This window comes from Bacillus sp. V3-13, from assembly GCF_002860165.1.
Lineage (GTDB): Bacteria > Bacillota > Bacilli > Bacillales > Cytobacillaceae > Bacillus_BJ.
The window spans coordinates 19,867-42,933 of record NZ_PGUZ01000001.1 but is presented as its reverse complement, the minus strand read 5'-3'; the positions used below and the strand labels follow the sequence as shown (position 1 = coordinate 42,933).

The window sequence follows — 23,067 nt, the reverse complement described above, 5'->3', positions numbered from 1 at the left end:
GCTTTGACACAAACTTAAAAACTTTCGGTAAAATCAAATTAGATGATAAGAGTAAAGGAGAATGAACGATGATTTATCCATACAAAGGAAAAACACCTGAAATAGCTCCATCCGTGTTTCTTGCTGATCATGTTACGGTCACCGGGGATGTAAAGATCGGAGCAGAGTCAAGCGTCTGGTTTAATACCGTCATAAGAGGGGATGTCGCTCCGACGATTATTGGCAAAAGGGTGAACATACAGGACAATTCCGTTCTCCATCAAAGCCCCAATCATCCACTCATCATTGAAGACGAAGTCTCCGTTGGACACCAGGTTATCCTGCACAGCTGCGTGATTCGCCAAAAAGCATTAATCGGGATGGGCTCAATCATTTTGGATGAGGCCGAAATTGGCGAAGGAGCCTTTATCGGTGCCGGAAGCCTTGTCCCGCAAGGAAAAAAGATTCCGCCTCATACTCTCGCATTTGGCAGGCCCGCAAAAGTGATCAGACAATTGACTGATGAAGACAAGCGGGACATGGAGCGGATTTCCAGGGAGTATGCCGAAAAAGGCCAGTATTACAGAGCCTTGCAAAAATAGGGTTGTTCCGATCGGGATTCCTGATTTTTCGTCACCGTCTTAGCATGGCAAACTTATATTTTATTATTGAATAACATGGCTTAACATATACGGCTTTCAATCCGATAATAAGCCTATAGATTTGTTAACAGGTGATGCTATGAATATATTTTTAATAACAGGACTGCTGCTCATTTTTCTGCTGCTCCTGCTTCCTTTTATAAAAAAAACAAGCCCCTGGAAGCACGCTTTTATGCTTGTTTTTATCGCGCTCGTCATTTTCAGTGCTTTCCTGTTGGACAACTCCAATCATCAGGTTGCAAAAGCGGTTGAAACAATCAAAAATTTGGTCAAAAGGTCTGATTACGAAACACAATCGGCTCTCCCTGATGATCGCGATTTTTCAATTATTAAAATTGAGCCCAATGTGCTCCTTGACGCACCCGTTGTTTCACAATTTCCCGAGCTGCCGCGCGGCTGCGAAGTAACGAGCCTGGCGATGCTTCTTCAGGCCGCAAACATCCAGGTTGATAAAATGACGCTGGCTGAGCAAGTGGCAAAGGATCCCACCCCTTACCAAAACTCTGGTGGACAAATCTTTTTCGGCAACCCGCATGACGGTTTTGTCGGCAGTATGTATTCCTATCATGAACCCGGCCTCGGAGTTTACCACGAGCCAATTGCACAATTAGCTGAACAGTATCTGCCCGGCAAAATCCTTGATATTACCGGCTCCAGCTTTGAAGAGCTGAAAATTCACCTGTCTGACCGCAGACCGGTTTGGGTGATTACAAACACACGTTATAAAAAGCTTGAGGACAGCCAATTTCAAACATGGAACACTCCAACCGGACAAGTGAAGGTTACTGCCAGGGAACACTCAGTCCTGATTACCGGTTATGATCAAGATTATGTTTATTTTAACGACCCGCTTAGCGGCGAAAAAAATAAAAAAGCACCCATCGCCGACTTCGAACAAGCCTGGGTTCAGTTGGGAAGCCAGGCAATCACCTTTTTGTCCCGCTAAGCTTTTTTACAAATCAATGGTTCTGTAAAAAGAATCGAAAAAATCCGGACATGCTTGTGTAAAGGAAAAAGCCCTTTTATACAAAAGGGCCAGGATTTAAATTAATTTTCAAAAGAAGTCTGGTATGATTTTTTCATTTCAAATTCAGTCTGGAATGAATATTTTTTCTCAACATAGACATCGTGCCAGAGCATAAACATGAGCACCGTCCAGATTTTCCGGCTGTTATCCGCTTTATTCTGGCAATGGTCATCAAGCAGGTTCAATAAATATTGTTTGTTAATGAGATGGTCCGTGTTGCTTTCGCGGATCATTTTTTTCGCCCAATCATTCATTTCATCCTTTAACCAGTGGCGGATTGGAACAGGAAAGCCAAGCTTTTTCCGGTTCAGCACATGATCGGGAACAATTCCTTCAGCCGCTTTCCGTAAAATATACTTCGTCGTGCCGTTTGCCGTTTTCAGGCTGGTTGGAATTTTTGAAGCTGTTTCAAACACGGCTTTATCGAGAAACGGAACACGCAGCTCCAGTGAATGAGCCATCGTCATTTTATCAGCTTTCAGGAGTATATCGCCGCGCATCCACGTGTGAATATCGATATATTGCATCCGGTCAACCGGATCATAGCCTTCACTTTCTTCATATAATGGCTTTGTAATGTCCCTATAGTTTAAACTTTCGTTATATACGTTAAGGATGTTGCGTTTTTCTTCCTCCGTAAACATTTTTGCGTTGCCAATATAGCGTTCCTCCATTGGAGTGACGCCTCTTTCAATAAAGCTTTTGCCTCTCATGCCGTCCGGCATCATGCGGGCAATTCCTTTCAGCATCGCTTTACCTGTCCGCGGAATTTTGTTAAACACTTCAAGTGACTGCGGCTCCCGGTAAATATTATAACCCCCGAACAATTCGTCGGCACCTTCACCTGAAAGAACCACCGTGACGTGCTTTCTTGCTTCCCTTGCCACAAAGTACAGCGGCACTGCAGCCGGGTCGGCAAGAGGATCATCCATATGCCACATGATTTTCGGCAGTTCATCCATATACTCTTGCGGGGTAATAACATGGCTAATATTTTCGACACCGAGCTTTTCAGCTGTCTCTTTCGCCACATCAATTTCACTGAAGCCGTTCCGTTCAAATCCAACCGAGAACGTTTTAATAGCCGGATGGAATTCTTTTGCGATCGAAGCAATAATCGAAGAATCGATTCCGCCTGAAAGGAAAGAACCTACCGGCACATCGCTTCGCATATGAATTTTAACCGAATCAAAAAGCACGTCTTTAATTTCCTGAATATAATCCTGCTCCGACTTTTGAACCGGGCGGAAGGACGCTTTCCAATAGCGCTTCATTTCCATCGGCGCGCCGATTTTTTTTATAAAATAATGTCCCGGTTCGAGCTTGCGGATGCCTTCTGACATCGTCTCCGGCTCAGGGACAAACTGATAGGTTAAATAATGCTGGAGCGCCTCGTAATTGAGAACGTCATTTTCAAGTGCAAGCAGGATGCTTTTCTTTTCAGATGCAAAGAATGTTTTTTCCCCGTCATCGAAATAAAAGAACGGCTTAATTCCAAACGGGTCTCTGGCGCCGTATAAAGTTTCCTCCTGCTTATCCCAAATCACAAAGGAGAACATGCCACGCAGTTTTTCCACTGCTTTTTCTTTTAGATGGCTGTAAAGGGCAATGATTACCTCAGTATCTGAATGGGTTGCGAATGAGAGACCTTCTTTAAGCAGCTCATCGCGAAGCTCTACATAATTATAAATTTCGCCATTGAAAATGATCCAATAACGTTCATTTTCATACGTTAAGGGCTGATGGCCGCTTTCGATATCTATAATGCTTAACCGGCGGAACCCAAACTGAATATGATCATCAAAATAATAACCTTCATCATCAGGGCCGCGGTGCGTAATAATATTATTCATATTCTTAAACTGTTGTTTTTGATCATCTTGAAAAGCCTGCGCTTTCTCATGTACACAACCAATAAAACCACACATTATGTACGTCACCTACTCCATTTCTTCGTAAAAATTGTTCTTCACTAAATACATACTATCTAATAGTACCATAATCAATGTAAAAAGGCAGACCATTTGTGTAATAATCATCGGGAAATTTAAGGCAATTATTTGTATGTTACACGAATTTCCCACGTACTAAACCCCGGTCTGTATCGGATTAGACGAAAAAAGAAAAAAGGAGTTACACATCGTTATGTAACTCCCGCATTTTCAATTTACCTGAGCTTGAGCTTTCAAAGTTTCAGCTTTATCCGTGCGTTCCCAAGGAAGGTCCAGATCGTTACGTCCAAAGTGTCCGTAAGCAGCTGTCTGCTTGTAGATCGGTCGGCGGAGATTAAGCATGTTAATGATCCCTGCCGGACGAAGGTCGAAATTTTTGCGGACAAGATCGATTAGCACGTCTTCACTCACTGTTCCGGTGCCAAATGTGTCAATAGAGATCGACACAGGCTGGGCCACACCGATCGCATAGGCAAGCTGAACCTCCACTTTTTCTGCCAGGCCGGCAGCAACAATATTCTTCGCTACATAACGGGCTGCATATGCGGCAGAGCGGTCAACTTTCGTCGGATCCTTACCGGAGAAGGCACCGCCGCCATGACGTGCATAGCCGCCATATGTGTCAACGATAATTTTGCGGCCTGTTAAGCCTGCATCCCCTTGAGGACCGCCAATAACGAAACGGCCTGTCGGATTAATAAAGTACTTTGTGTTTTCATCGATCAATTCCTCTGGAACGACCGGGTTGATGACATATTCCTTTATGTTGCGCTGGATTTGCTCAAGCGTAACCTCCGGATGATGCTGTGTTGAAATTACGATTGTATCAATGCGCACCGGCTTGTCATTTTCATCGTATTCAACCGTTACTTGTGTTTTTCCGTCCGGACGCAGGTATGGAAGAATCTCTTCCTTGCGAACTTCGGTTAAGCGGCGGGCAAGCTTGTGTGCCAATGAGATCGGAAGCGGCATAAGCTCTTTCGTCTCGTTGCAGGCAAACCCGAACATTAATCCCTGGTCACCGGCTCCGATCGCTTCAATTTCTTCATCAGACATTTGGCCTTCACGGGCTTCAAGCGCCTGATCAACGCCCATCGCGATATCGGGAGACTGCTCGTCAATTGAAGTCAGCACTGCGCATGTTTCAGCATCAAAGCCATATTTTGCACGCGTGTAGCCGATTCCGGCAATTGTTTCACGAACGATTTTCGGAATATCCACATATGTGGAAGTAGTGATTTCGCCTGAAACCAAAACCAATCCTGTTGTAACAGAAGTTTCTGCCGCAACGCGGGCATTCGCATCTTTTGCAAGAATGGCGTCTAAAATGCCATCAGAAATTTGGTCACATATTTTATCCGGGTGACCTTCCGTAACTGATTCAGAAGTAAACAAGCGACGTTTTGTTGACATCTGATTCCCTCCTTATATATTCATAATAGGCAAGGGCATAAGAAAAGTGCCAGCACCCCGATTTTCCCGGAAAGGCAGACTCCTTATCCGCTGCTGCCTGGCAACTGGTATATCATAACACGGTACTAGTCAATGTGATTATTCTTAAGCCTTACATTGATACGGTATTCATTCCCTATGTAGTATGAAATAAACAAGGGCTTTTTATCCTGCTTTACGCAGTTTAAGAGGATCCGCCGGCAATTCTGGCAAAGTTCATGATTCAGCGCTCCAACCGGGTGACTATAAGACTCTTATTAGTCAAACCAACTGCGCTGGCACCTGGTAAACACAAAAAAACCTTCCTTAATATGAGGAAAGGTTGATGTCCAATGTACGCGCCTTTCACTCTTATCGTTCAAGGAGTGGGTCCTTGCGTCAGGTTAGCACCTTTGCTCGACAGAAATACGCTCCTAAAAAAAGAAGTCCATACCATCAAAAAGCAGGTTGCCGGGTTTCATTGGGCCTGTCCCTCCACCAGCTCGGGATAAGAGAATATCCGTTCAATGTAAAATCATAACCCAAGCCGAAAACTTCTGTCAATAAAATTTATATACGAGGCAAGGACGATTGACTCAATTTTTTCGAGGCACTGCATCTTTACGAAATTGTTCAATAATTGGTCCATAAATAGTATAGACTATTTATTTTAATGTGTTATACTAATTCATAAGATGTCATCACTTTCAACAAAAACAATTGGTAAAGGAAGGTTTTCATCAGATGAATTCTGTTAGTGTATCCAATAAGTTAACCGAATTAGTAAGAGGAAATAACGTCCATGTGCAATTGTCCGTTCCCCAGCTAGTAGAAAAAGTTTTAAAACGCAATGAGGGTTCATTAACCTCAACGGGTGCCATACGCGCGACAACGGGAAAATACACGGGACGCTCACCTAAAGATAAGTATATTGTCGAAGAACCATCCTCAAAGTCCAAAATTGAATGGGGACCCGTTAATCAGCCCATTTCTGAAGAAGCGTTCTCCAGCTTGTATAATAAAGTACTGGATTACCTGAAAGAAAAAGACGAACTTTTCGTATTCAAAGGATTTGCCGGTGCGGATAAAAAATACCGGATGCCGATACAGGTTATTAATGAATATGCCTGGCATAACCTGTTTGCCCATCAGCTATTTATCCGGCCGACCGAAGAGGAACTGCTTGATCACCAAGCTGAATTTACGGTGATCTCAGCGCCAAACTTTAAAGCGGATCCAAGCGTTGACGGTACAGCATCAGAAACGTTTATTATCATTTCATTTGAGCGACGCACCATTTTAATCGGCGGTACCGAATACGCCGGTGAAATGAAAAAATCGATTTTCTCTGTTATGAACTATATCCTTCCTGAAAACAACATATTATCGATGCACTGCTCAGCAAATGTCGGCCTTGAGGGGGATGTCGCCCTGTTTTTTGGCCTTTCCGGCACTGGTAAAACAACGCTGTCTGCGGATCCGAATCGCCGTCTAATCGGAGATGACGAACACGCCTGGTCACAAAATGGCGTCTTCAACATTGAAGGCGGCTGTTACGCGAAGTGCATAAACCTATCACGTGAAAAAGAACCACAGATCTTTGATGCGATCCGTTTCGGCTCTGTTTTAGAAAATGTTGTCATCAACAATGAAACCCGGGTCGCCGATTATGATGACAGCACCTTAACCGAAAACACACGGGCTGCATACCAGCTGCAGGCAATGGACAATATCGTCGATCCAAGCATTGCCGGACATCCAAATACGATTGTCTTTTTAACGGCCGATGCTTTTGGAGTCCTGCCTCCTATTTCAAGATTGACAAAAGAGCAAGCGATGTATCACTTCCTAAGCGGTTACACATCAAAGCTTGCCGGAACCGAGCGCGGCATTACATCGCCTCAGGCAACCTTCTCCACTTGCTTTGGCTCACCGTTTCTTCCGCTGCCTGCAACGCGCTATGCGGAAATGCTGGGCGAAAAAATTGATGAGCACAATGCGAAAGTATTTCTCGTCAATACCGGCTGGACTGGTGGAGAATACGGAGTGGGCAGCCGCATGAAGCTCAGCTACACGCGCGCGATGGTCCAGGCTGCCCTTGACGGCGAATTAAACAATGCCGAAACCGCAAAAGATGAAATCTTCGGCCTTGAAATTCCACTTCATATTCCGGGAGTGCCTGATGAAGTGCTCCAGCCGAACAAAACATGGGCTGACCAGGAACAATACAAACGAAAAGCAACCGAATTGGCTGCAAAATTCCGGGAAAACTTCAAGAAATTTTCCGGAGTCCCTGCCGATATTGAAGAAAAAGGCGGTCCTATCGCATAAATTTTAAAAACCAGGCGTTGCTTGCGCCTGGTTTTTTCGTATATTGATCCGGTTTTCCACTATTATAGCTGTTTCGCGGATAAAATTCTGGCTAATTTGCCGGCCGGCATCCATGATGACCCTCCCCCTTTATAGAATAAGACGGTCGCAATGCTGCAGAATTACACTTCCATAAAAATAAAAAAGCAGGAACATTTTCTGCCCTGCTCAGTTTGTTGAGTTCAGTGAAACAAGCTGATAAGTGAGAATCGTTTTTTCGCTTGCCCATTCAACCTTCGATATAACTGCAGTCCCGCTTGAATCACTTTCTGCCGTTTTTCTGACATCGATGGGAATATCAATCGGATAAAGCCGGTAGCCTTGCTTTTCCAGCGTAAAATAATTGTCCTTTAGACGTTTTTCTTTCCCCTTTGTCACGATCATCGTATTTAATTCGAAAGGCATGCCCATCTTTCTCTCTCCTTTACGATATCCTTAATGATATTTTATCACTTTTTTATGGTTGGGTTTTCATCCAGTTCGTCAAATCATCAACAATTTTTCGATTCACAGCCGGAGGGAAGTAGTGAGTGAATTCATCAAAATACCAGCTCGTGACTTTTTTGCCCAATTCCCGCATCCTTTTTTCGAGCCGGAACGCATGTTCAACTGAGACATTCTTATCCTGTACGCCATGGATAATTAATACGGGAGCCTGAAGCCGTTCAAGTTCAAACAGCGGAGTCCGAAACTGGTAGCGTTCAGGATACTTCGTCGGTGTCCCGCCAATCACCCGCTTCATCATCCGCCGCAAATCCTTCCTTTCAAAGTATGTTAAAAACATATCGCTCACTCCGCCCCATGTAACGACGGAAGCAGCTTCTCGGAACTGAATTGCGGTCAGGAGCGCCATTACTCCGCCGCGGGAGAACCCGAACACATGAACCCTGCTTACGCGCGGATGGTTTTGCAGCAGGGAAAAGGCTGAGAATGCGTCATGCCTGTCCTCTCCTGCAAAATCCTCATTCCCCTCCCCTCCCTGGTTTCCCCGGTAAAAAGGGGCAAATACAACAAAGCCTTGCGCGGCAAATTGTGCGATCCGGGAAGGCCTTACTTTTCCGACACTTTTTATGCCGCCCCGTAAATATAAGAGGCCTTCGCAAATATTTCCGCCAACCGGCTCGGCCAGCAGCCCTTTCACTTTCAGCCCGTCCGAATAATATGAAATTACGGAAAGCGCGACGTAAGGGTTTGGTGATGGAAACTTCCATTTATCGATGATCATGCCAGAGTGGTTCATCTTGTATTCCCCTTCCTTTTTTTTAATAAATGCTGCGGTTCTCCTCCGCCAAATCCGCTTTCCGTACCGATTAATAATTTTGTGACTGGGCATTCACACATTTTTTATCAACTCATACGATATCGTAAAACATGTTTAACTGCTACGAAACGATTTGTAACTTAAAGGAGGTTGTCCTGTTATGAAAAAACTTTGCTTCAAAATCAGCTTTATGCTGCTTTGCATCATGATACTTATTATACCTCTCACCGCCTGCAGCAATGAAGGAAATGAAAAAGTAAGAATAGCAGAAGTGACGAGATCGATCTTTTATGCTCCGCAATATGTTGCAATTGAAAAAGGCTTCTTTGAAGAAGAAGGCCTTGATGTCGAGCTGAAGACTACATGGGGCGGTGACAAAACGATGACCGCGCTGTTGTCTGACAATGCTGATGTCGCCCTTGTAGGTTCTGAAACTTCCATTTATGTTGAGGCGCAGGGCTCAAGCGACCCGGTTATTAATTTTGCCCAGTTAACACAGACAGATGGAACTTTCCTCGTTTCGCGAACAAAAATCGATCATTTCTCATGGGACCAGCTGAAGGGAACGACTTTCCTTGGCCAGCGGACCGGTGGAATGCCGCAAATGGTCGGTGAATTTGTTTTAAAGAAGCATGGCATTGATCCTCATCAAGACTTGAATTTAATCCAAAACATTGATTTTGCCAATATCGCAAGTGCATTCGCTTCCGGCACTGGCGAATTCGTCCAATTATTTGAACCAACAGCGAGCATTTTTGAAAAAGAAGGCAAGGGCTACATTGTCGCTTCATTCGGAACCGAGTCCGGCTATGTACCATATACCACTTTTATGGCAAAGCAAAGCTATATGAATGAAAACAAGGAAACGGTTGAGAAATTTACGAGAGCCATCTATAAAGCTCAACAATTTGTTCAAAAAGAGAGTGCGAAAACCGTTGCCGAGTTGATCCTGCCTTATTTTGAAGATACGGATATAGAGATCGTTGAAACAGTAATCGACCACTACAAGAGCCAGGGTTCGTTCGCTACTGATCCAATCCTGGATGAAGAAGAATGGAATAATCTCCAGGACATTATGGAAGAAGCAGGCGAGCTTCCGAAGCAAATTGACCACAGCACCCTGGTAAATACTGAAATCGCTGAAAAAGTGATTAAGTAATTTCTGATATAAAAATTTATTGAAGAGGAGGCCAACTTTATGGATTTTCTAACGCTTAAGAACATTCACCACACATATTTTAGTAAAACATCGGCAACCACGGCCCTCTCCGATGTTTCGCTTGAGGTGAAGGAAGGCGAATTTGTCACCTTCCTTGGCCCGAGCGGGTGCGGTAAAACAACGCTGTTATCAATTATTGCCGGATTGATTGCTCCGACCGAAGGGACCGTCACTCTTGAAGGCATTGAAGTGAAAGAATCAGACAGTAAATTCGGCTATATGCTTCAGCAGGATTATCTTTTTCCCTGGAAGACAATTGAGGAAAACATCCTGCTTGGCCTGAAACTATCAAACTCGCTTTCCACCGAAAACAGGCAATATGCTTTTCAATTATTATCACAAATGGGGCTCAAGGGAGTCGAAACACATTTTCCACAGCAGCTGTCAGGGGGGATGCGGCAGCGGGTCGCGCTTGTCAGGACTCTGGCAACCGATCCAAAGCTGTTGATGCTCGATGAGCCGTTTTCGGCACTGGATTACCAGACGAAGCTAAAGCTCGAGGACCTTGTCTGGCATACACTTAAGTCATTCAGAAAGACGGCTGTTCTTGTGACCCACGATATTGGAGAAGCTATTGCGATGAGTGACCGCGTCTTTCTGTTTTCTGCTGCTCCTGGACGATTACACCGCACGTTTTTAATTCCGGATGAGTTAAAAACAATCTCCCCGTTCGCAGCTCGAAATCATGAAGCCTTTTCAGGCATTTTTCAGACAATATGGAAGGAGCTGGAGTCCCTTGGACAAACCAAATAACATCGAACTCCTTCATCAAAAATACATCGCGTCCTTAAAGCGGGAAAAAAAATGGGTGACCTTTTACCAGCTCGTGATCTTTCTCGTCTTTTTTGCCTGTTGGGAACTGGCAAGCAGGAAGCAATGGATCGACCCGCTTATTTTCAGCTCGCCTTCGAAAATTTGGAGGCTTTTCCTGGATCAGATCGCTGATGGAACATTAATGGTCAACCTTGGTGTTACCTTAACCGAAACGGTGTTTGGATTTATCCTTGGAACCTTGCTTGGCACGATTCTCGCTGCGATCCTCTGGTGGTCACCATTCGTGTCGAAGGTGCTGGACCCGTACCTTGTGGTCCTGAATGCAATGCCAAAGGTGGCCCTTGGTCCGATCTTGATTGTCGCACTCGGGCCGGGATTTACTTCGATTATTGCGATGGGTGCAATCATCTCCGTGATCATAACGACAATCGTTGTCTACACTTCTTTTCGGGAGGTCGATCCAAACTACTTGAAGGTCCTGCTAACGTTCCGGGCCAGTCGTTACCAGTGCTTCCGGGAAGCCATTTTACCTGCATCGTTCCCAACGATCATCTCAACACTGAAGGTCAATGTCGGACTTTCATGGGTCGGGGTTATCGTCGGAGAATTCCTTGTCTCGGCAAAAGGGCTCGGTTATATGATTATTTACGGATTCCAGGTGTTTAATTTTACGCTTGTGCTGCTCGCCCTCCTCATCATCGCCGTTTTTGCCACAATTATGTATCAGCTTGTCGAATTGCTTGAGAGAAAGCTAATCAAGCATAATAGCTAACCATGACAAAAACCAGAAAGACTGCCTGTTTTCTGGTTTTTCCATGTTATACATCAATCCCCGCATCAAATTTACGCTTTATTTCAAGCAAACTTCTGGCGATGACATTGTCCTTCATGATGAAGCTGTACTCTTCTTTGAATCTTGCCTTGAGCAATGGCCCTGAGAAGAGTACAGGACCGTTTGTTTCACAGCATGTTTCCTTTTCTTCGATCCGTTCAACGATGCCGTAGAAAATTGTTTTTACAAAGGGAGTTTTACCGCCCACTTCATATTCGCCAAGATAATGAAGGCTTTGTAAAAGGGCGCCGGTTTCCTCGAAAACTTCCCGTCTCGCTGCTTCCTCTAACGTTTCTCCGCGCTCCGCTTTTCCGCCAGGGAATTCAAGTCCGCGGATTTTATGGCTGGTGAGGAGCCACTTGTCCTGAAAGCGGCAGATCACAAGGACATGCCTGCTCGGCAGTGAAAATTGGTTTGGTTCAAATGAAAGCCGGACAGGCTGTCCATTTTGATCGTGAAATTCTTCCATAAGCTACCCCGCTCTTTATTTCCGTTTATGCTATTATTATATAGCAATCGCTTAACGTAAAGCCATTCCGGGGGTCGGATTAACTAATGACCGTCGGTTAAAATGCCCATCTCTTCGATATGTTTTTTTGCCTGCTCATCACCCAATTCATAAATCATCCTGTAAATCTTCTGCATCGTTTCATCGTAAGCATCATTTTCGCGGTCATAGTGGTATTGAACATATGGGACATGGGCACGGAAAAAATTTTGCCATTCGGTCGAGTAATTTTGTTCAAAATATTCTCTTAAAATCGTGATCTCTTCGTCGGTCGCGTGTATTTGAAAATTCCATGGCGAAGCGGTGGCGCTTTGCGAAATCTCACCTGTTCCGACGCTTATATAATAAGTTTTTTTCGGCTCATCCATTTATTCATCCCCTTTTCTTTCTTTTCCCACTTTTACTGCAATAATATACAGAGTCTTTCGCTGTATTTTTGGACAAGAAAAGGATAATATTTTAAGTGAAAAAAGAGTTCACCCGAATAATTTTCACTATTAAGGGTATTGAATAACTATAGATTCAATCGCAATTACGGTCTCTTTAATCATGTATTGTGCGGGGGTGATAACGTGAAACTTGTTGATGAGTTGTATGAGCTTTACCGAGATAAGCTTACCGGAGATGAGGAAGACATTGATATGCTGGCCTTTGCATTCCTGGAAGAGATGAGCTATGAGGATTTGTTAAGCCTGATCAAGGAGATGGATAAACAGGAGCTGTATGATTTGATGGGAATATACTTGATCGAAAGCTTAAAAGGGAAGTTTGCCCAGGAGGAATTTGATCAGCGCCCCTACCCCTTTCCTTCACGCAATATTCATTAATCATACATAGAGATGCAAAAAGAAGCCGGTGTCCGTCAGCTTCTTTTTCCTAATCTAAAGGACAGAGCGAGGCTTGGATTGATTCTGCATTAGAAAACGGGACCGCGATGCGGGTCCCGTTTAAGTTTATTTTAAGTATGCGTTTAACATCCAAATATGCTTCCTCAGGCTTTTCTTAATGCCAATCAGGATGTCCGCTGTTCCTTCATCTTCAGCTGATTCGGCTAAGTCGATCGCCTCTTGAAGCTCACCGGCCACAATTGAAAAATCTTCACTGACCGTACGCACCATGTCTTCTTCATTTTCACTGCCTGTTGCTTCCTTCACCGACGACAGCTCGAGGTATTCCCTCAACGTTGCAACCGGTCTTCCTTCAAGGGCAAGAATTCGCTCCGCCAGCTCGTCAATATATACGGCTGCTTCATTGTAGAACTGTTCAAATTTTTCATGAAGCGTAAAGAAATGCGGCCCCTTGATAAACCAATGGTAGTTATGAAGCTTAATGTACAATACAGTCCAGTTGGCAACTTGCTTGTTTAATGATTGAATTAATTCCTGTGACATCACTTATCATCCTCCCGCTTTTATGTTACCCAGTTACCCTCAAATCAAACATCGGAATCGCAACGATTTTAGCGGTTAATTACCCGCTTTCAGTATATCGTGATAAAATAATTGTTAGATGAAGGAGGTAGATTTATGTATGCCGTTTTAATTGTTTCCGTTATTATCGTTCTCGCGGTGCTCCTGATCAGTGTGGTCACAACATCCAAAGCCTATAACTACAAGCATACTGTTGATCCGCTTGAAAATAATCCCCATTTAGAAAAGACCAATAAATATGAAGGGGAACGAACTGAAAACAAAACCAGGTAAGACACTTTAAAATAACAAAAGAACTGACTCGTACGGAGCCAGTTCTTCGTCTATTTAGGCAAATACTTGTTTTAAATCTTCTTTGCTTTGTTCCAGCCAGAAGCGCATCAGGCGTTTCGCTCCTTCAAGATCATGCAATTTGGCCTGGCCGCACTGGCGTTCATTTGCCGCAGGAATATCAGTAATTTCAACAGCATCCTTCATGGTGTCTTCCAAAAGGCCGATAATTTCTTCGACTTTCGGCTCACCGCTAACGACAAGGTAGTAGCCTGTCTGGCAGCCCATTGGTGAAATATCAATAATATCAAAATGTTCATATTTTTCCGCATGCTTGCGAATATTGAAGGCGAGCAAATGCTCGAGTGTATGAATGGCATCTGGTTTCATCGCGCCCTTATTTGGCTGGATAAAACGGATATCGAATTTATTTACAACTCCGTCGCTGCCAACTTTATGAACGCCGCAGTGTCTGACATAAGGTGCTTTAACGGCATTATGATCTAAATCAAAGCTTTCAACTGAAGGCATGAATCATCACTCCTTTTTTTGTCTATGTCTATCATAACGCAAATTCCGAGTTTTTTCATCTAATTAAACGGATTTTTATTAATTTAGACGCGATCCAAATTTTATGATATCTTTTGTTTGATACCATTGAAAGTGAGCCTGATGTGCAATGCTGCAAAAGCTATTGATCGGCCTGATCCGTTTTTATCAAACCGTGATTTCACCCTTAAAGCCGCCGACATGCCGGTTTTATCCAACCTGCTCCCAGTATGGCCTTGAGTCGGTGAAAAGGTTCGGCCCATTCAAAGGGGCATGGCTGACACTTAAACGAATTGTCAAATGCCACCCGTTTCATCCGGGCGGCTTTGATCCGGTACCCGAGAAAAAGGTGAAGGATTAGTCATTATAACCGTTTACGACCAAATCAAGCTTCCCTGTTTCCGGATCAATCACAAGCCCATGGACCGGAATGTCGGCCGGCAATAATGGATGCTTTTTTACGATTTCTACACTGTGTGCGACACTTTCACTGACATTGTTAAAGCCATGCAGCCACTCCGATATATCAATACCAGAATAGCCGAGGGTCTCAAGCGTTTCTTTTTTGACGCCCCGCTCCATCATTTTTTCCATCACATTTTCTGCCCTTATTCCGCTCATCCCGCAATCATGGTGGCCGATGATAAATACTTCCTCTGCCTGCAATTCGTAGATCGCAATCAGTATACTTCTCATAATACTTCCGAATGGATGCATAATAAGAGCTCCGGCATTTTTAACAAGCTTTACATCCCCGTTGCCGACGTTTAATGCCTTCGGCAGTAACTCGAGCAAACGGGTATCCATACAGGTGAGAATCACCATCCGTTTATTCGGGAACTTCGTGGTCACAAACTCCTCATATTTTTTTTCCTCAACAAATTGTTCATTATAAGCCAGGATTTCATTAAGCAGCTTCAACTTCATCACCTTCTATAATTATTTATATTTCCTTCTATTTAGAATACATAATACATAATACATAATAATCGCAAAAACAACCAATTTTTATCCTTGCATTTTCAGATGATCTTATGTATTATACAGTAGGATAAATCGTAACGATTCCGTATTATCTATTAAACTGCCATTTTGAAAACTAAAGCCGAGTTTACTCACAAATTTTTTCCCACTTAAATCGGAATGAATACGAATTCTCACAACAGGAAGGAGCCATTATGAAAAAATTATTTGTTTTTATCTCTTTTTTACTCCCACTCAGCCTGTTTTTATCAGGCTGCAATAACGAAGAAACACCGGAACAGGGGGAAGATCAGACTGTAAAAGTGTACACGACTGTTTACCCGCTTCAATATTTTACAGAAAGAATCGGCGGCAAATATGTCGATGTCCAAACAATTTATCCTCCTGGAGCTGATGAACACACTTTTGAACCTTCCCAAAAAGATATGCTTGAGTTGGCGGAAGCAGATGCGTTTGTTTACATTGGCCTCGGGCTGGAAGGCTTTGTCGAAAACGCGAAAAAAACTTTGGAAAATGAAAAAGTTACCTTTGTTGCTGCCGGTGATCATGTCGAGCTAAACGCCGGCGACCACGATCCTGTGCATGCCGACCACGATGTGCAGACTCATGAAGGAGAGGCTGATCATGCCGAAGCCGAAGCGCATGAGCATGGGGACAAGACTGAACACACAGAAGGAAATGCAAATTCCGGCAGCCACGCTGACGACGACGGACATGATCACGATGTTGATCCCCATGTGTGGCTTGATCCCCTATACTCCATTAAGCTTGCAGAAGCCATTAAAGAAGCGTTAACCGAAAAGCTGCCCGGACAGGCAAGTTTATTCCAGGAAAACTTTGATAAACTTGCCGGCGAGCTTGATGAGCTTCACCAGGACTTTGAAAAGGTTGTCGAAACAGCAAGCCATAAAGAAATCATTGTTTCCCATGCCGCTTACGGATATTGGGAAAAACGCTACGGGATTGAGCAACTCAGCATTTCCGGCATATCAACAGCAAATGAACCAACACAGAGAGACCTGGAGAAAATTATTGCACTTGCCGATGAGCACGGACTTAGCTATGTATTGACAGAGCAGAATGTCAGCTCAAAGTTCAGTGAGATTGTCCAAAAAGAAATCGGTGCCGAAACGATGACCCTCCATAATCTCTCAACCTTAACCGAAAAAGATATAAAAGCACAAGAAAATTATCTTACAATCATGAAAAAAAATATTGAGACATTGGAAAAAGCGTTAAACGGATAAAAACCTCCTTCATTGGAGGTTTTTTTAATGTGAACATGATAAAATTGTGAACTTATTGTCCGTTTCTTACAAGAAAAAAGCTCGTTCATCCTTGAAGGTTACCGGTTATTTGCTCAAAAACTTGTTCCCGGTTTTTGGCGCAAGTTACAGCAAAATAAGGAAACTTTTACATATTTATCTCTCTATTGTAAACACTATGCTTTAAATGTGAACCACAATGGAAGGGGAGATTATGGATGGATGATTTGCTGATTGCCCGTTCTTTATTTGGGACAACGATGGGATTTCATATTATTTTTGCAACGATTGGCGTTGGGTTGCCGTTAATGATGCTGACGGCTGAGCTCCTTTACCAAAAAACAAAGGACCAGGATTATGTGGTGATGGCAAAAAGATGGACGAAAGCGTTCGCTGTTTTGCTTGGCGTCGGCATTCCGACCGGGACGATTGCCGGCACCCAGCTGTCTTTATTGTGGCCGGGGTTTATGGAAGTCATCGGAAGAGTGATGGCGCTGCCATTTCAAATTGAAATCTACGCCTTTTTTATTGAAGCCTTGTTCATGTCGATCTATGTGTATGCGGCAGAACGGATACCGCCATGGGCAAGAATAGCCAGTCTCTCACTGGTCGCGTTGGGCGCCGTCGCCTCCGCCGTCTTAATTACAAACGTTCATGCCTTTCAGGGAAGCCCGACCGGATTTAATATTCGCAATGGCCAAATCGTGGACGTCGACCCATGGGCAGCTTTCTTTAATCCGGGCTTTTTTGTGAATGCTGTTCACGTTGCTCTTTCCGCTTATTTGACTGGAGCTTTCGTCGTCGCATCGGTTGCCGCGTTTAAATTGCTGCGAAGTGACTTTGGTACCCGGGTTTATAAATTTCACCATAAAGCGTTGATGCTAAGCTTGGTTATTGGCGGCATTTTTTCGCTTTTCACCGCATTTAATGGCCATGCAGCAGCCCAATACCTTCATGAATACCAGCCGGAGAAGCTCGCTGCCGCTGAAGGGCTGTTTGAAACGCAGTCTTATGCACCGTTAACGGTTGGCGGCTTTACCGATCCCGAAACGCAGGAAGTGAAATGGGGTGTTGAAATTCCGTGGGCGCTTAGCTTTTTGGCAGGAAACAGCTTTGATACAGTAGTCGTCGGCTTAAATGATTTTCCGAGGGAAGAATGGCCGCCGCTTTTTGTGCACACATTATTTAATGGAATGGTTGGAATCGGCACGCTGTTAATTTTGCTTTCGCTCGTTGCGTTTATATGGAACAAGTTTTTGAAAAAAGAAAGGTTTCCCCGCTTTCTCATGTGGATGTTTGTGGCATCCGGGCCATTAGCGGTATTGGGCATCGAATTCGGCTGGATCTTTGCCTGCACCGGCCGGCAGCCGTGGACAATTTACAGGGCCTTATTGACAGAGGATTCTGCGACAACGACAGGTAACCTCGGGCTTCTCTTTATTCTGTTTGCTGCCGTCTATGCTGTACTCGGGGCTGCAGTTGTTTTTGTGTTGCTCTATTATTTTAAACGGAACACCGTTCTCGATGATTTGAACCGTGCCGAGCAAAAAGGCGTGCCACTGTACGGATCCAATACTTAAAAAGGGTGAAACAACATGACAGATGCACTACTGGCCATCACAGTACTATGGGGATTCGTTTTTATCTATGCTGTGATGGCCACGATGGATTTTGGCGCCGGCTTCTGGTCGATGATTTATTTTAATAAAAAAAAAACAAAGGCCACAAATATTGCAAACCGCTACCTGTCGCCGACATGGGAAGTAACAAACACGTTTATTGTCGCACTCGTTGTCGCAGTCTACAGTCTATTTCCCGGAGCTGCGTATACGCTTGGTACCGTCCTGCTCGTCCCTGGAAGCATGATTCTGCTGCTTCTCGCAATCCGAAGCGCCTTTCTTGTTTTTTCAAACATCGCTGAGGAATATCGAAAAGTCTTAACGTATATTTCGGGGATTACAGGAATTCTCATTCCCGGGCTGTTGATCAGCGTCCTGCCGATTACCCATGGCGAGTTTGTCGAGTTTACAGACGACGGCCAAACGCTCAATTTAGGCAAACTGTTTACGAGCCCGCATGAGTATGCGTTTGTTGCTTTTGCCGTAAGCAGTACGCTTTATTTGTCATCGCTCTTGCTTGCAGACTACTCGAAGGCATCAAATGCTATGGAAGCATACTATGTATACAGGAGAGATGCATTAATGCTCGGACCTGTCTCGCTTTTGATGGCTTTTATGATCATGGTGACAATGGAGAATGAAGCGGAATGGCTTTATCATAAAATGCTTGGCGATTTAAACTTGCTGATCATTTCAGTTGTACTTTTTTTTATTGCCGGCCTCGCCCTGTTTCTGCCATCGTTCACCACTAAAGGAGTTAAGGGAATGCCGCGCGCTGCGATGATTGCTACCACCCTTCAATATCTCGCAGCAAGCTATGTGTACGGAAAGGCCCACCTGCCATATATCGTTTATCCGGAAGTAACGATCCAGTCAGGTTTCACGGACCCTAACTCCTTTCAGGCAGTGTTTATTACGTACATAGTCGGATTTTTGATTCTGTTCCCCGGCTTTATTTACTTTTGGAGCTTATTTATGAATGACAAGCGCTATTTGCGGCAAAAAAAAGCACCTTAACCATTATTTGCCGGTTACCCTTTCTATTATTGTTACGTATGGGCGGCGCAGATTCGTCAAAACCTATTCATGTATCCACCATTTTAAAGGAGTGATACAAGATGGCAAAAGACGTATTGTGCGAAGTAAATAACTGCACGTATTGGGAACACGGGAACCGCTGTGGTGCCGAGAGAATATATGTAGTAAGCCACACAGGCAAGCAGGCGGATAACAGCCGTGAAACAGATTGTAAAACATTCAAACCCTCCTGAGCAACGATCAAACAGGCAGAATCCCTGCCTGTTTTCTTTTTCGAGCAATCCGGTTTTTAAATCCGTCCTATTTATTTCCAAGATGACATGCTGAAATTGTCTCCTGATTATCATGAAAACGGAGAACACCTTATCATAGTGAACTCCGTTTTCAAAAAGGACTCTATAATCTAAACATTTCTTCAAAGCTGCACGCTGCCTTAAGACGCTTATAATTGATTTCAAAGCCGATTCCAGGCTGATCTGGTACCTCAATAGCCCCATTACGAACGGTAACCTCCGGGACGATAATATCCTCTTCCCAGTAGCGGCTGGATGAAGAAATATCTCCTGGAATGGTGAACCCCGGCAAACCAGCCATGGCAATATTATGGGCCCGGGAAACGCCAAATTCGAGCATCCCGCCGCACCAGACCGGAACTCCCCTGTCTTTACAGTAATCATGGATTGCCAGTGCCGTTTTCAGTCCGCCTACCCGGCCAATCTTAATATTGATCACTTGGCAGCTGCCAAGCTCGACAGCCTTTCTTGCATCATCAAAAGAAACGATGCTTTCATCGAGGCAGATCGGTGTCGTTAGCTGTTTTTGCAGCTTCGCATGATCGACGATATCATCCACGCCAAGCGGTTGCTCAATCATTAACAGGCCGAATTCATCGAGCGCCTTTAGCTTTTCGACATCATCAAGTGTATAAGCTGAATTGGCATCGGCCATCAACTGAATATCAGGGAATTTTCCCCTGATCATTGCAAGCAAAGCATAATCGTGATCAGGGCTGATTTTTACTTTAATCCGTGAATATCCTTCTTCAATGTAACCCTCTATTTGGTCGATGGCGGCGGCTGCCGTCTTTGCGCCAACGACAACTCCCGCTGGAATCGTTGTTGCCGTGCTGCCAAGAAGCCTTGCGAGCGGCATATTTTTCTGTTTCGCGTAAAGATCCCATACCGCCGTTTCAAGGGCAGCCTTTGCCATATGGTTTCGGCGGATTCCTTTAAAAAGAACATCAACTTGATTAGGGTGGATAATGTCTGAATCCAGTAGCAACGGAATTAAAAAATCCTTCAAGACGTGATAACACGTTTGGACGGTTTCTTCTGTATACCATGGCGAAGAAAAAGCGACAGCCTCCCCATATCCTTTCAATCCAGTTGAATCAATTGCTTCAATAATGATTGCCTCCCGCTCGGCAACCGTGCCAAGATGGGTTGAAAAAGGGAGCTTCAATGGCATTTTTATCACATACAGCCCGATTGCTTTTAGATTCAACCGAGTTCATTCCCCCTTTCTTAACAGCTTGGGCAATTCTCTTCTTAATAGTTTATTGGCGGCATTGCGCGGAAGCCCATCAACAAAGATCACTTTTTTCGGAACCTTATAGCCTGCAAGCTTTTCTCTGCAATAAGCGGTCAAATCATCTTCAGTTACTTTTGATCCACTTTTGCGGACGACGAATGCGGCCGGCACCTGGCCCCATTTTGAATCATCTATGCCGATCACACCTGCATCAGACACTTCAAAATGGGATAACAGAATGCCTTCAACCTCAGCAGGGTAAACATTTTCGCCACCTGAAATAATCAGATCTGAACGTCTGTCAAGAACGTATAAAAAGCCTTCGTCATCCAGAAAGCCAATATCTCCGGTTGATAGCCAGCCGTCACCATCCATCACGCTGTCGTGATGCAAATAACCTGGTGTCACATTCGGACCCTTTACAAAGATTTCTCCTTCTTCTTTTGGGGCCGCTTCATTTCCAAGGAAATCGACAATTTTTAATTGCGAAGGAAATAACGGTTTCCCTGCAGAGCCGAGTTTCGTTAAGCTGTACTCAGGAGCAAGCGTGACAATTTGCGAGGCTGTTTCCGTCATCCCGTATGTCTGGTAAACAGGAATAGCCTTCTTTTTGCATTTTTCAAGAAGCGGCAACGGAGCAGGTCCGCCTCCTAAGAGCATGCAGCGAAATGAAGCGGGCAGGGTGTTTTCATGTAACGCTTCAATCAAGTTGACCAGCATGACACTGACGACTGACATGATTGTTACATTGAATTTAGAAATATCGTTCAAAACCCTTTTTGCAGAAAATTTCTCATGAAGGACGATCGGGATTCCGTAAATAATGCTGCGAATCAGAATCGAATATCCGCTTATGTGAAAAAGGGGGACCGCGCAGAGCCAGCAATCTTGATCCATCAAGCCAAGATTAAGAGCAGAGCCGACCGCGCTCCACCAATGGTTTCCGTATGTTTGCACCACGCCTTTTGGATGGCCGGTCGTTCCAGACGTGTACATAATCGTACAGACATCGGCTAACGAAAATTCGTCGACGATCTGGGCGTCCCCGTCTTTACGCTCAAAAAGCTGCTCTTTCGTGATAACAGCGGTCTTGTCCGTTTTTTTGCTTATTTCGTCAGCTGTATGGCTAAAGCTCTCTTCCGTTATGAGAAAAGCGGAACCAGAGTCGCTAATTTGCCAGGAAAGTTCCTGCGCCGACAGCCGGTTATTCAGGATGACCGTCTTAATGCCACGCATTTGCAAGGCCAATAAAATGAATACTGTATCGGGGTGATTTTTTAAAAGAACGGCGACATAGCTGCCCGTCTCGATCTTTACTCCGGCAATCTTCGCCGCCGTTTTCAATGCTTCTATATATAGCTCTTTAAAGGTGTACGACTTCCCCGAAAAATACAGGGCTGTACGGTCCGGGGTCAGGTCTGCGCGTTTTTTCAACCAATTGGGAATACGCTGTGCATCCAGGATCAACACCCTCCTTCTGTCCCGTTTTGTTTCATTATACAAAAACAGCCTGATGGAGGTCCATCAAGCTGTTGCGAAACGATCACGGAAAACGCGGGAATTTCCCAAAGTCGGGCTTGCGTTTTTCTTTGAATGCGTCCCGGCCTTCCTTCGCTTCATCTGTTGTGTAATAGAGTAGCGTTGCGTCACCGGCAAACTGCTGGATTCCGGCAAGTCCGTCCGTATCGGCATTGAATGCCGCTTTCAGGAAGCGAATCGCCGTCGGGCTTTTTTCAAGAATTTCTTCACACCATTGAATCGTTTCCTCTTCAACCCGGTCAAGCGGAACCACCGTATTGACAAGTCCCATATCAAGAGCTTCCTGGGCATTGTATTGCCGGCACAGGTACCATATTTCGCGTGCTTTTTTATGGCCGACAATTCGCGCCAAATAACCAGAACCGTATCCCGCATCAAAGCTGCCAACTTTCGGCCCGGTTTGGCCGAACACCGCATTATCCGCAGCAATCGTCAAGTCACATACAATATGGAGCACATGGCCGCCTCCGATTGCATATCCTTTGACCATCGCAATAACCGGTTTTGGAATAACGCGGATTAACCGTTGCAAATCAAGAACGTTCAGGCGCGGAATTTGGTCATCGCCTACGTATCCACCATGTCCGCGGACTTTTTGGTCGCCACCCGAACAAAAAGCATCATCGCCAGCTCCCGTTAACACGATCACGCCGATCTTTTCATCATCGCGTGCATAGGCAAATGCATCGATTAATTCCGAAACTGTTTTCGGCCGAAATGCATTGCGCACTTCGGGACGGTTGATCGTGATTTTTGCGATACCGTTATATGTTTCGTATAAAATATCTTCATATTGACGTCCAGCTACCCATTCAACTGTCATCGTCG

Annotated in this window: 25 protein-coding genes and 1 riboswitch; of the genes, 13 read left to right on the top strand and 12 right to left on the bottom strand. The window is 44.5% G+C overall.

Annotation, left to right across the window (positions count from 1 at the left end; all coding sequences use genetic code 11):
* Window positions 1–68 precede the first annotated feature (68 nt).
* Together CU633_RS00255 and CU633_RS00250 are read left to right on the top strand one after the other, a co-directional pair.
* The gene (locus CU633_RS00255) at window positions 69–581 is read left to right on the top strand and encodes a gamma carbonic anhydrase (RefSeq protein WP_101657724.1); all 513 of its coding nucleotides are present in this window, start codon (window positions 69–71) and stop codon (window positions 579–581) included.
* A 139-nt stretch (window positions 582–720) separates the two neighbouring features.
* The gene (locus CU633_RS00250; protein ID WP_101657723.1) at window positions 721–1,587 is read left to right on the top strand and encodes a C39 family peptidase; all 867 of its coding nucleotides are present in this window, start codon (window positions 721–723) and stop codon (window positions 1,585–1,587) included.
* 101 nt (window positions 1,588–1,688) lie between these two features.
* On the opposite strand, the gene asnB is transcribed toward CU633_RS00250, so the two are convergent.
* On the bottom strand, window positions 1,689–3,596 hold the full coding sequence (gene asnB / locus CU633_RS00245; protein ID WP_101657722.1) for an asparagine synthase (glutamine-hydrolyzing): 1,908 nt from the start codon (window positions 3,594–3,596) through the stop codon (window positions 1,689–1,691).
* A gap of 234 nt (window positions 3,597–3,830) precedes the next feature.
* The gene (gene metK / locus CU633_RS00240) at window positions 3,831–5,033 is read right to left on the bottom strand and encodes a methionine adenosyltransferase (RefSeq protein WP_101657721.1); all 1,203 of its coding nucleotides are present in this window, start codon (window positions 5,031–5,033) and stop codon (window positions 3,831–3,833) included.
* Window positions 5,034–5,420: 387 nt separating this feature from the next.
* Window positions 5,421–5,566: riboswitch (SAM riboswitch) on the bottom strand.
* Between the two features lie 229 nt (window positions 5,567–5,795).
* Between metK and pckA the strand changes: the two genes are divergently transcribed.
* Window positions 5,796–7,382 (top strand): phosphoenolpyruvate carboxykinase (ATP), encoded by a 1,587-nt coding sequence (gene pckA, locus CU633_RS00235; protein ID WP_101657720.1) that lies wholly within the window; start codon window positions 5,796–5,798, stop codon window positions 7,380–7,382.
* A gap of 207 nt (window positions 7,383–7,589) precedes the next feature.
* Here pckA and CU633_RS00230 read toward each other — a convergent pair whose 3' ends face one another.
* Together CU633_RS00230 and CU633_RS00225 are read right to left on the bottom strand one after the other, a co-directional pair.
* The gene (locus CU633_RS00230) at window positions 7,590–7,832 is read right to left on the bottom strand and encodes a DUF2584 domain-containing protein (protein ID WP_101657719.1); all 243 of its coding nucleotides are present in this window, start codon (window positions 7,830–7,832) and stop codon (window positions 7,590–7,592) included.
* A 46-nt stretch (window positions 7,833–7,878) separates the two neighbouring features.
* On the bottom strand, window positions 7,879–8,661 hold the full coding sequence (locus CU633_RS00225; protein ID WP_101657718.1) for an alpha/beta hydrolase family protein: 783 nt from the start codon (window positions 8,659–8,661) through the stop codon (window positions 7,879–7,881).
* 181 nt (window positions 8,662–8,842) lie between these two features.
* On the opposite strand from CU633_RS00225, the gene CU633_RS00220 reads away from it, so the two are divergent.
* From CU633_RS00220 to CU633_RS00210, 3 genes are read left to right on the top strand one after another with little or no spacing between them, the layout of a single operon-like run.
* A complete protein-coding gene (locus CU633_RS00220; protein WP_101657717.1) occupies window positions 8,843–9,841 on the top strand; it encodes an ABC transporter substrate-binding protein in 999 nt (332 codons plus the stop codon).
* A 39-nt stretch (window positions 9,842–9,880) separates the two neighbouring features.
* Window positions 9,881–10,654 carry an ABC transporter ATP-binding protein gene (locus CU633_RS00215; protein WP_101657716.1) on the top strand — a complete coding sequence of 258 codons (774 nt, stop codon included), beginning with the start codon at window positions 9,881–9,883 and terminating at the stop codon, window positions 10,652–10,654.
* Complete coding sequence (locus tag CU633_RS00210; protein ID WP_257958335.1) at window positions 10,638–11,447, top strand: ABC transporter permease; 810 nt, start codon at window positions 10,638–10,640, stop codon at window positions 11,445–11,447. The genes CU633_RS00215 and CU633_RS00210 overlap by 17 nt, the downstream gene beginning before the upstream one ends.
* 46 nt (window positions 11,448–11,493) lie before the next feature.
* Here the strand turns inward: CU633_RS00210 and ytkD are convergent, their stop codons facing one another.
* Both ytkD and CU633_RS00200 read right to left on the bottom strand, forming a co-directional pair.
* Entirely contained in the window at window positions 11,494–11,976 is a 483-nt protein-coding gene (ytkD, locus tag CU633_RS00205; protein WP_101657714.1) for an RNA deprotection pyrophosphohydrolase, read from the bottom strand.
* An 83-nt stretch (window positions 11,977–12,059) separates the two neighbouring features.
* Window positions 12,060–12,383 carry a hydrolase gene (locus tag CU633_RS00200; RefSeq protein ID WP_101657713.1) on the bottom strand — a complete coding sequence of 108 codons (324 nt, stop codon included), beginning with the start codon at window positions 12,381–12,383 and terminating at the stop codon, window positions 12,060–12,062.
* Window positions 12,384–12,587: 204 nt separating this feature from the next.
* Between CU633_RS00200 and CU633_RS00195 the strand changes: the two genes are divergently transcribed.
* Window positions 12,588–12,842, top strand: a complete 255-nt coding sequence (locus CU633_RS00195; RefSeq protein WP_101657712.1) for a DUF6154 family protein — start codon at window positions 12,588–12,590, stop codon at window positions 12,840–12,842.
* Between the two features lie 126 nt (window positions 12,843–12,968).
* Here CU633_RS00195 and CU633_RS00190 read toward each other — a convergent pair whose 3' ends face one another.
* Window positions 12,969–13,406: a Dps family protein gene (locus CU633_RS00190; RefSeq protein WP_101657711.1), complete on the bottom strand. Its 438-nt coding sequence runs from the start codon at window positions 13,404–13,406 to the stop codon at window positions 12,969–12,971.
* 135 nt (window positions 13,407–13,541) lie between these two features.
* Between CU633_RS00190 and ytzI the strand changes: the two genes are divergently transcribed.
* The gene (ytzI, locus tag CU633_RS00185; RefSeq protein WP_101657710.1) at window positions 13,542–13,718 is read left to right on the top strand and encodes a YtzI protein; all 177 of its coding nucleotides are present in this window, start codon (window positions 13,542–13,544) and stop codon (window positions 13,716–13,718) included.
* A gap of 54 nt (window positions 13,719–13,772) precedes the next feature.
* Here the strand turns inward: ytzI and CU633_RS00180 are convergent, their stop codons facing one another.
* Window positions 13,773–14,246 (bottom strand): S-ribosylhomocysteine lyase, encoded by a 474-nt coding sequence (locus tag CU633_RS00180; protein WP_101657709.1) that lies wholly within the window; start codon window positions 14,244–14,246, stop codon window positions 13,773–13,775.
* A 148-nt stretch (window positions 14,247–14,394) separates the two neighbouring features.
* On the opposite strand from CU633_RS00180, the gene yidD reads away from it, so the two are divergent.
* Window positions 14,395–14,625 carry a membrane protein insertion efficiency factor YidD gene (gene yidD, locus CU633_RS00175; protein WP_101657708.1) on the top strand — a complete coding sequence of 77 codons (231 nt, stop codon included), beginning with the start codon at window positions 14,395–14,397 and terminating at the stop codon, window positions 14,623–14,625.
* Here the strand turns inward: yidD and CU633_RS00170 are convergent.
* A complete protein-coding gene (locus tag CU633_RS00170; protein ID WP_101657707.1) occupies window positions 14,622–15,185 on the bottom strand; it encodes a beta-class carbonic anhydrase in 564 nt (187 codons plus the stop codon). The two genes, yidD and CU633_RS00170, sit on opposite strands and share 4 nt — an antisense overlap.
* A gap of 257 nt (window positions 15,186–15,442) precedes the next feature.
* Between CU633_RS00170 and CU633_RS00165 the strand changes: the two genes are divergently transcribed.
* The 4 genes from CU633_RS00165 (at window position 15,443) to CU633_RS00150 (ending at window position 19,403) form a co-directional block, all read left to right on the top strand.
* Complete coding sequence (locus CU633_RS00165) at window positions 15,443–16,495, top strand: metal ABC transporter solute-binding protein, Zn/Mn family (RefSeq protein WP_101657706.1); 1,053 nt, start codon at window positions 15,443–15,445, stop codon at window positions 16,493–16,495.
* Window positions 16,496–16,731: 236 nt separating this feature from the next.
* Window positions 16,732–18,093 carry a cytochrome ubiquinol oxidase subunit I gene (locus CU633_RS00160; RefSeq protein WP_101657705.1) on the top strand — a complete coding sequence of 454 codons (1,362 nt, stop codon included), beginning with the start codon at window positions 16,732–16,734 and terminating at the stop codon, window positions 18,091–18,093.
* Between the two features lie 15 nt (window positions 18,094–18,108).
* Window positions 18,109–19,149 (top strand): cytochrome d ubiquinol oxidase subunit II, encoded by a 1,041-nt coding sequence (locus CU633_RS00155; protein ID WP_101657704.1) that lies wholly within the window; start codon window positions 18,109–18,111, stop codon window positions 19,147–19,149.
* Window positions 19,150–19,250: 101 nt separating this feature from the next.
* Window positions 19,251–19,403 carry a DUF1540 domain-containing protein gene (locus CU633_RS00150; protein WP_101657703.1) on the top strand — a complete coding sequence of 51 codons (153 nt, stop codon included), beginning with the start codon at window positions 19,251–19,253 and terminating at the stop codon, window positions 19,401–19,403.
* A gap of 163 nt (window positions 19,404–19,566) precedes the next feature.
* Here CU633_RS00150 and menC read toward each other — a convergent pair whose 3' ends face one another.
* The 3 genes from menC to menB all read right to left on the bottom strand — a co-directional run bounded on the left by menC (window position 19,567) and on the right by menB (window position 23,062).
* Window positions 19,567–20,673 (bottom strand): o-succinylbenzoate synthase, encoded by a 1,107-nt coding sequence (gene menC / locus CU633_RS00145; protein ID WP_101657702.1) that lies wholly within the window; start codon window positions 20,671–20,673, stop codon window positions 19,567–19,569.
* A gap of 6 nt (window positions 20,674–20,679) precedes the next feature.
* Window positions 20,680–22,161, bottom strand: a complete 1,482-nt coding sequence (locus CU633_RS00140) for an o-succinylbenzoate--CoA ligase (RefSeq protein ID WP_101657754.1) — start codon at window positions 22,159–22,161, stop codon at window positions 20,680–20,682.
* A gap of 82 nt (window positions 22,162–22,243) precedes the next feature.
* Window positions 22,244–23,062, bottom strand: a complete 819-nt coding sequence (gene menB, locus CU633_RS00135; RefSeq protein ID WP_101657701.1) for a 1,4-dihydroxy-2-naphthoyl-CoA synthase — start codon at window positions 23,060–23,062, stop codon at window positions 22,244–22,246.
* Window positions 23,063–23,067 lie beyond the last annotated feature (5 nt).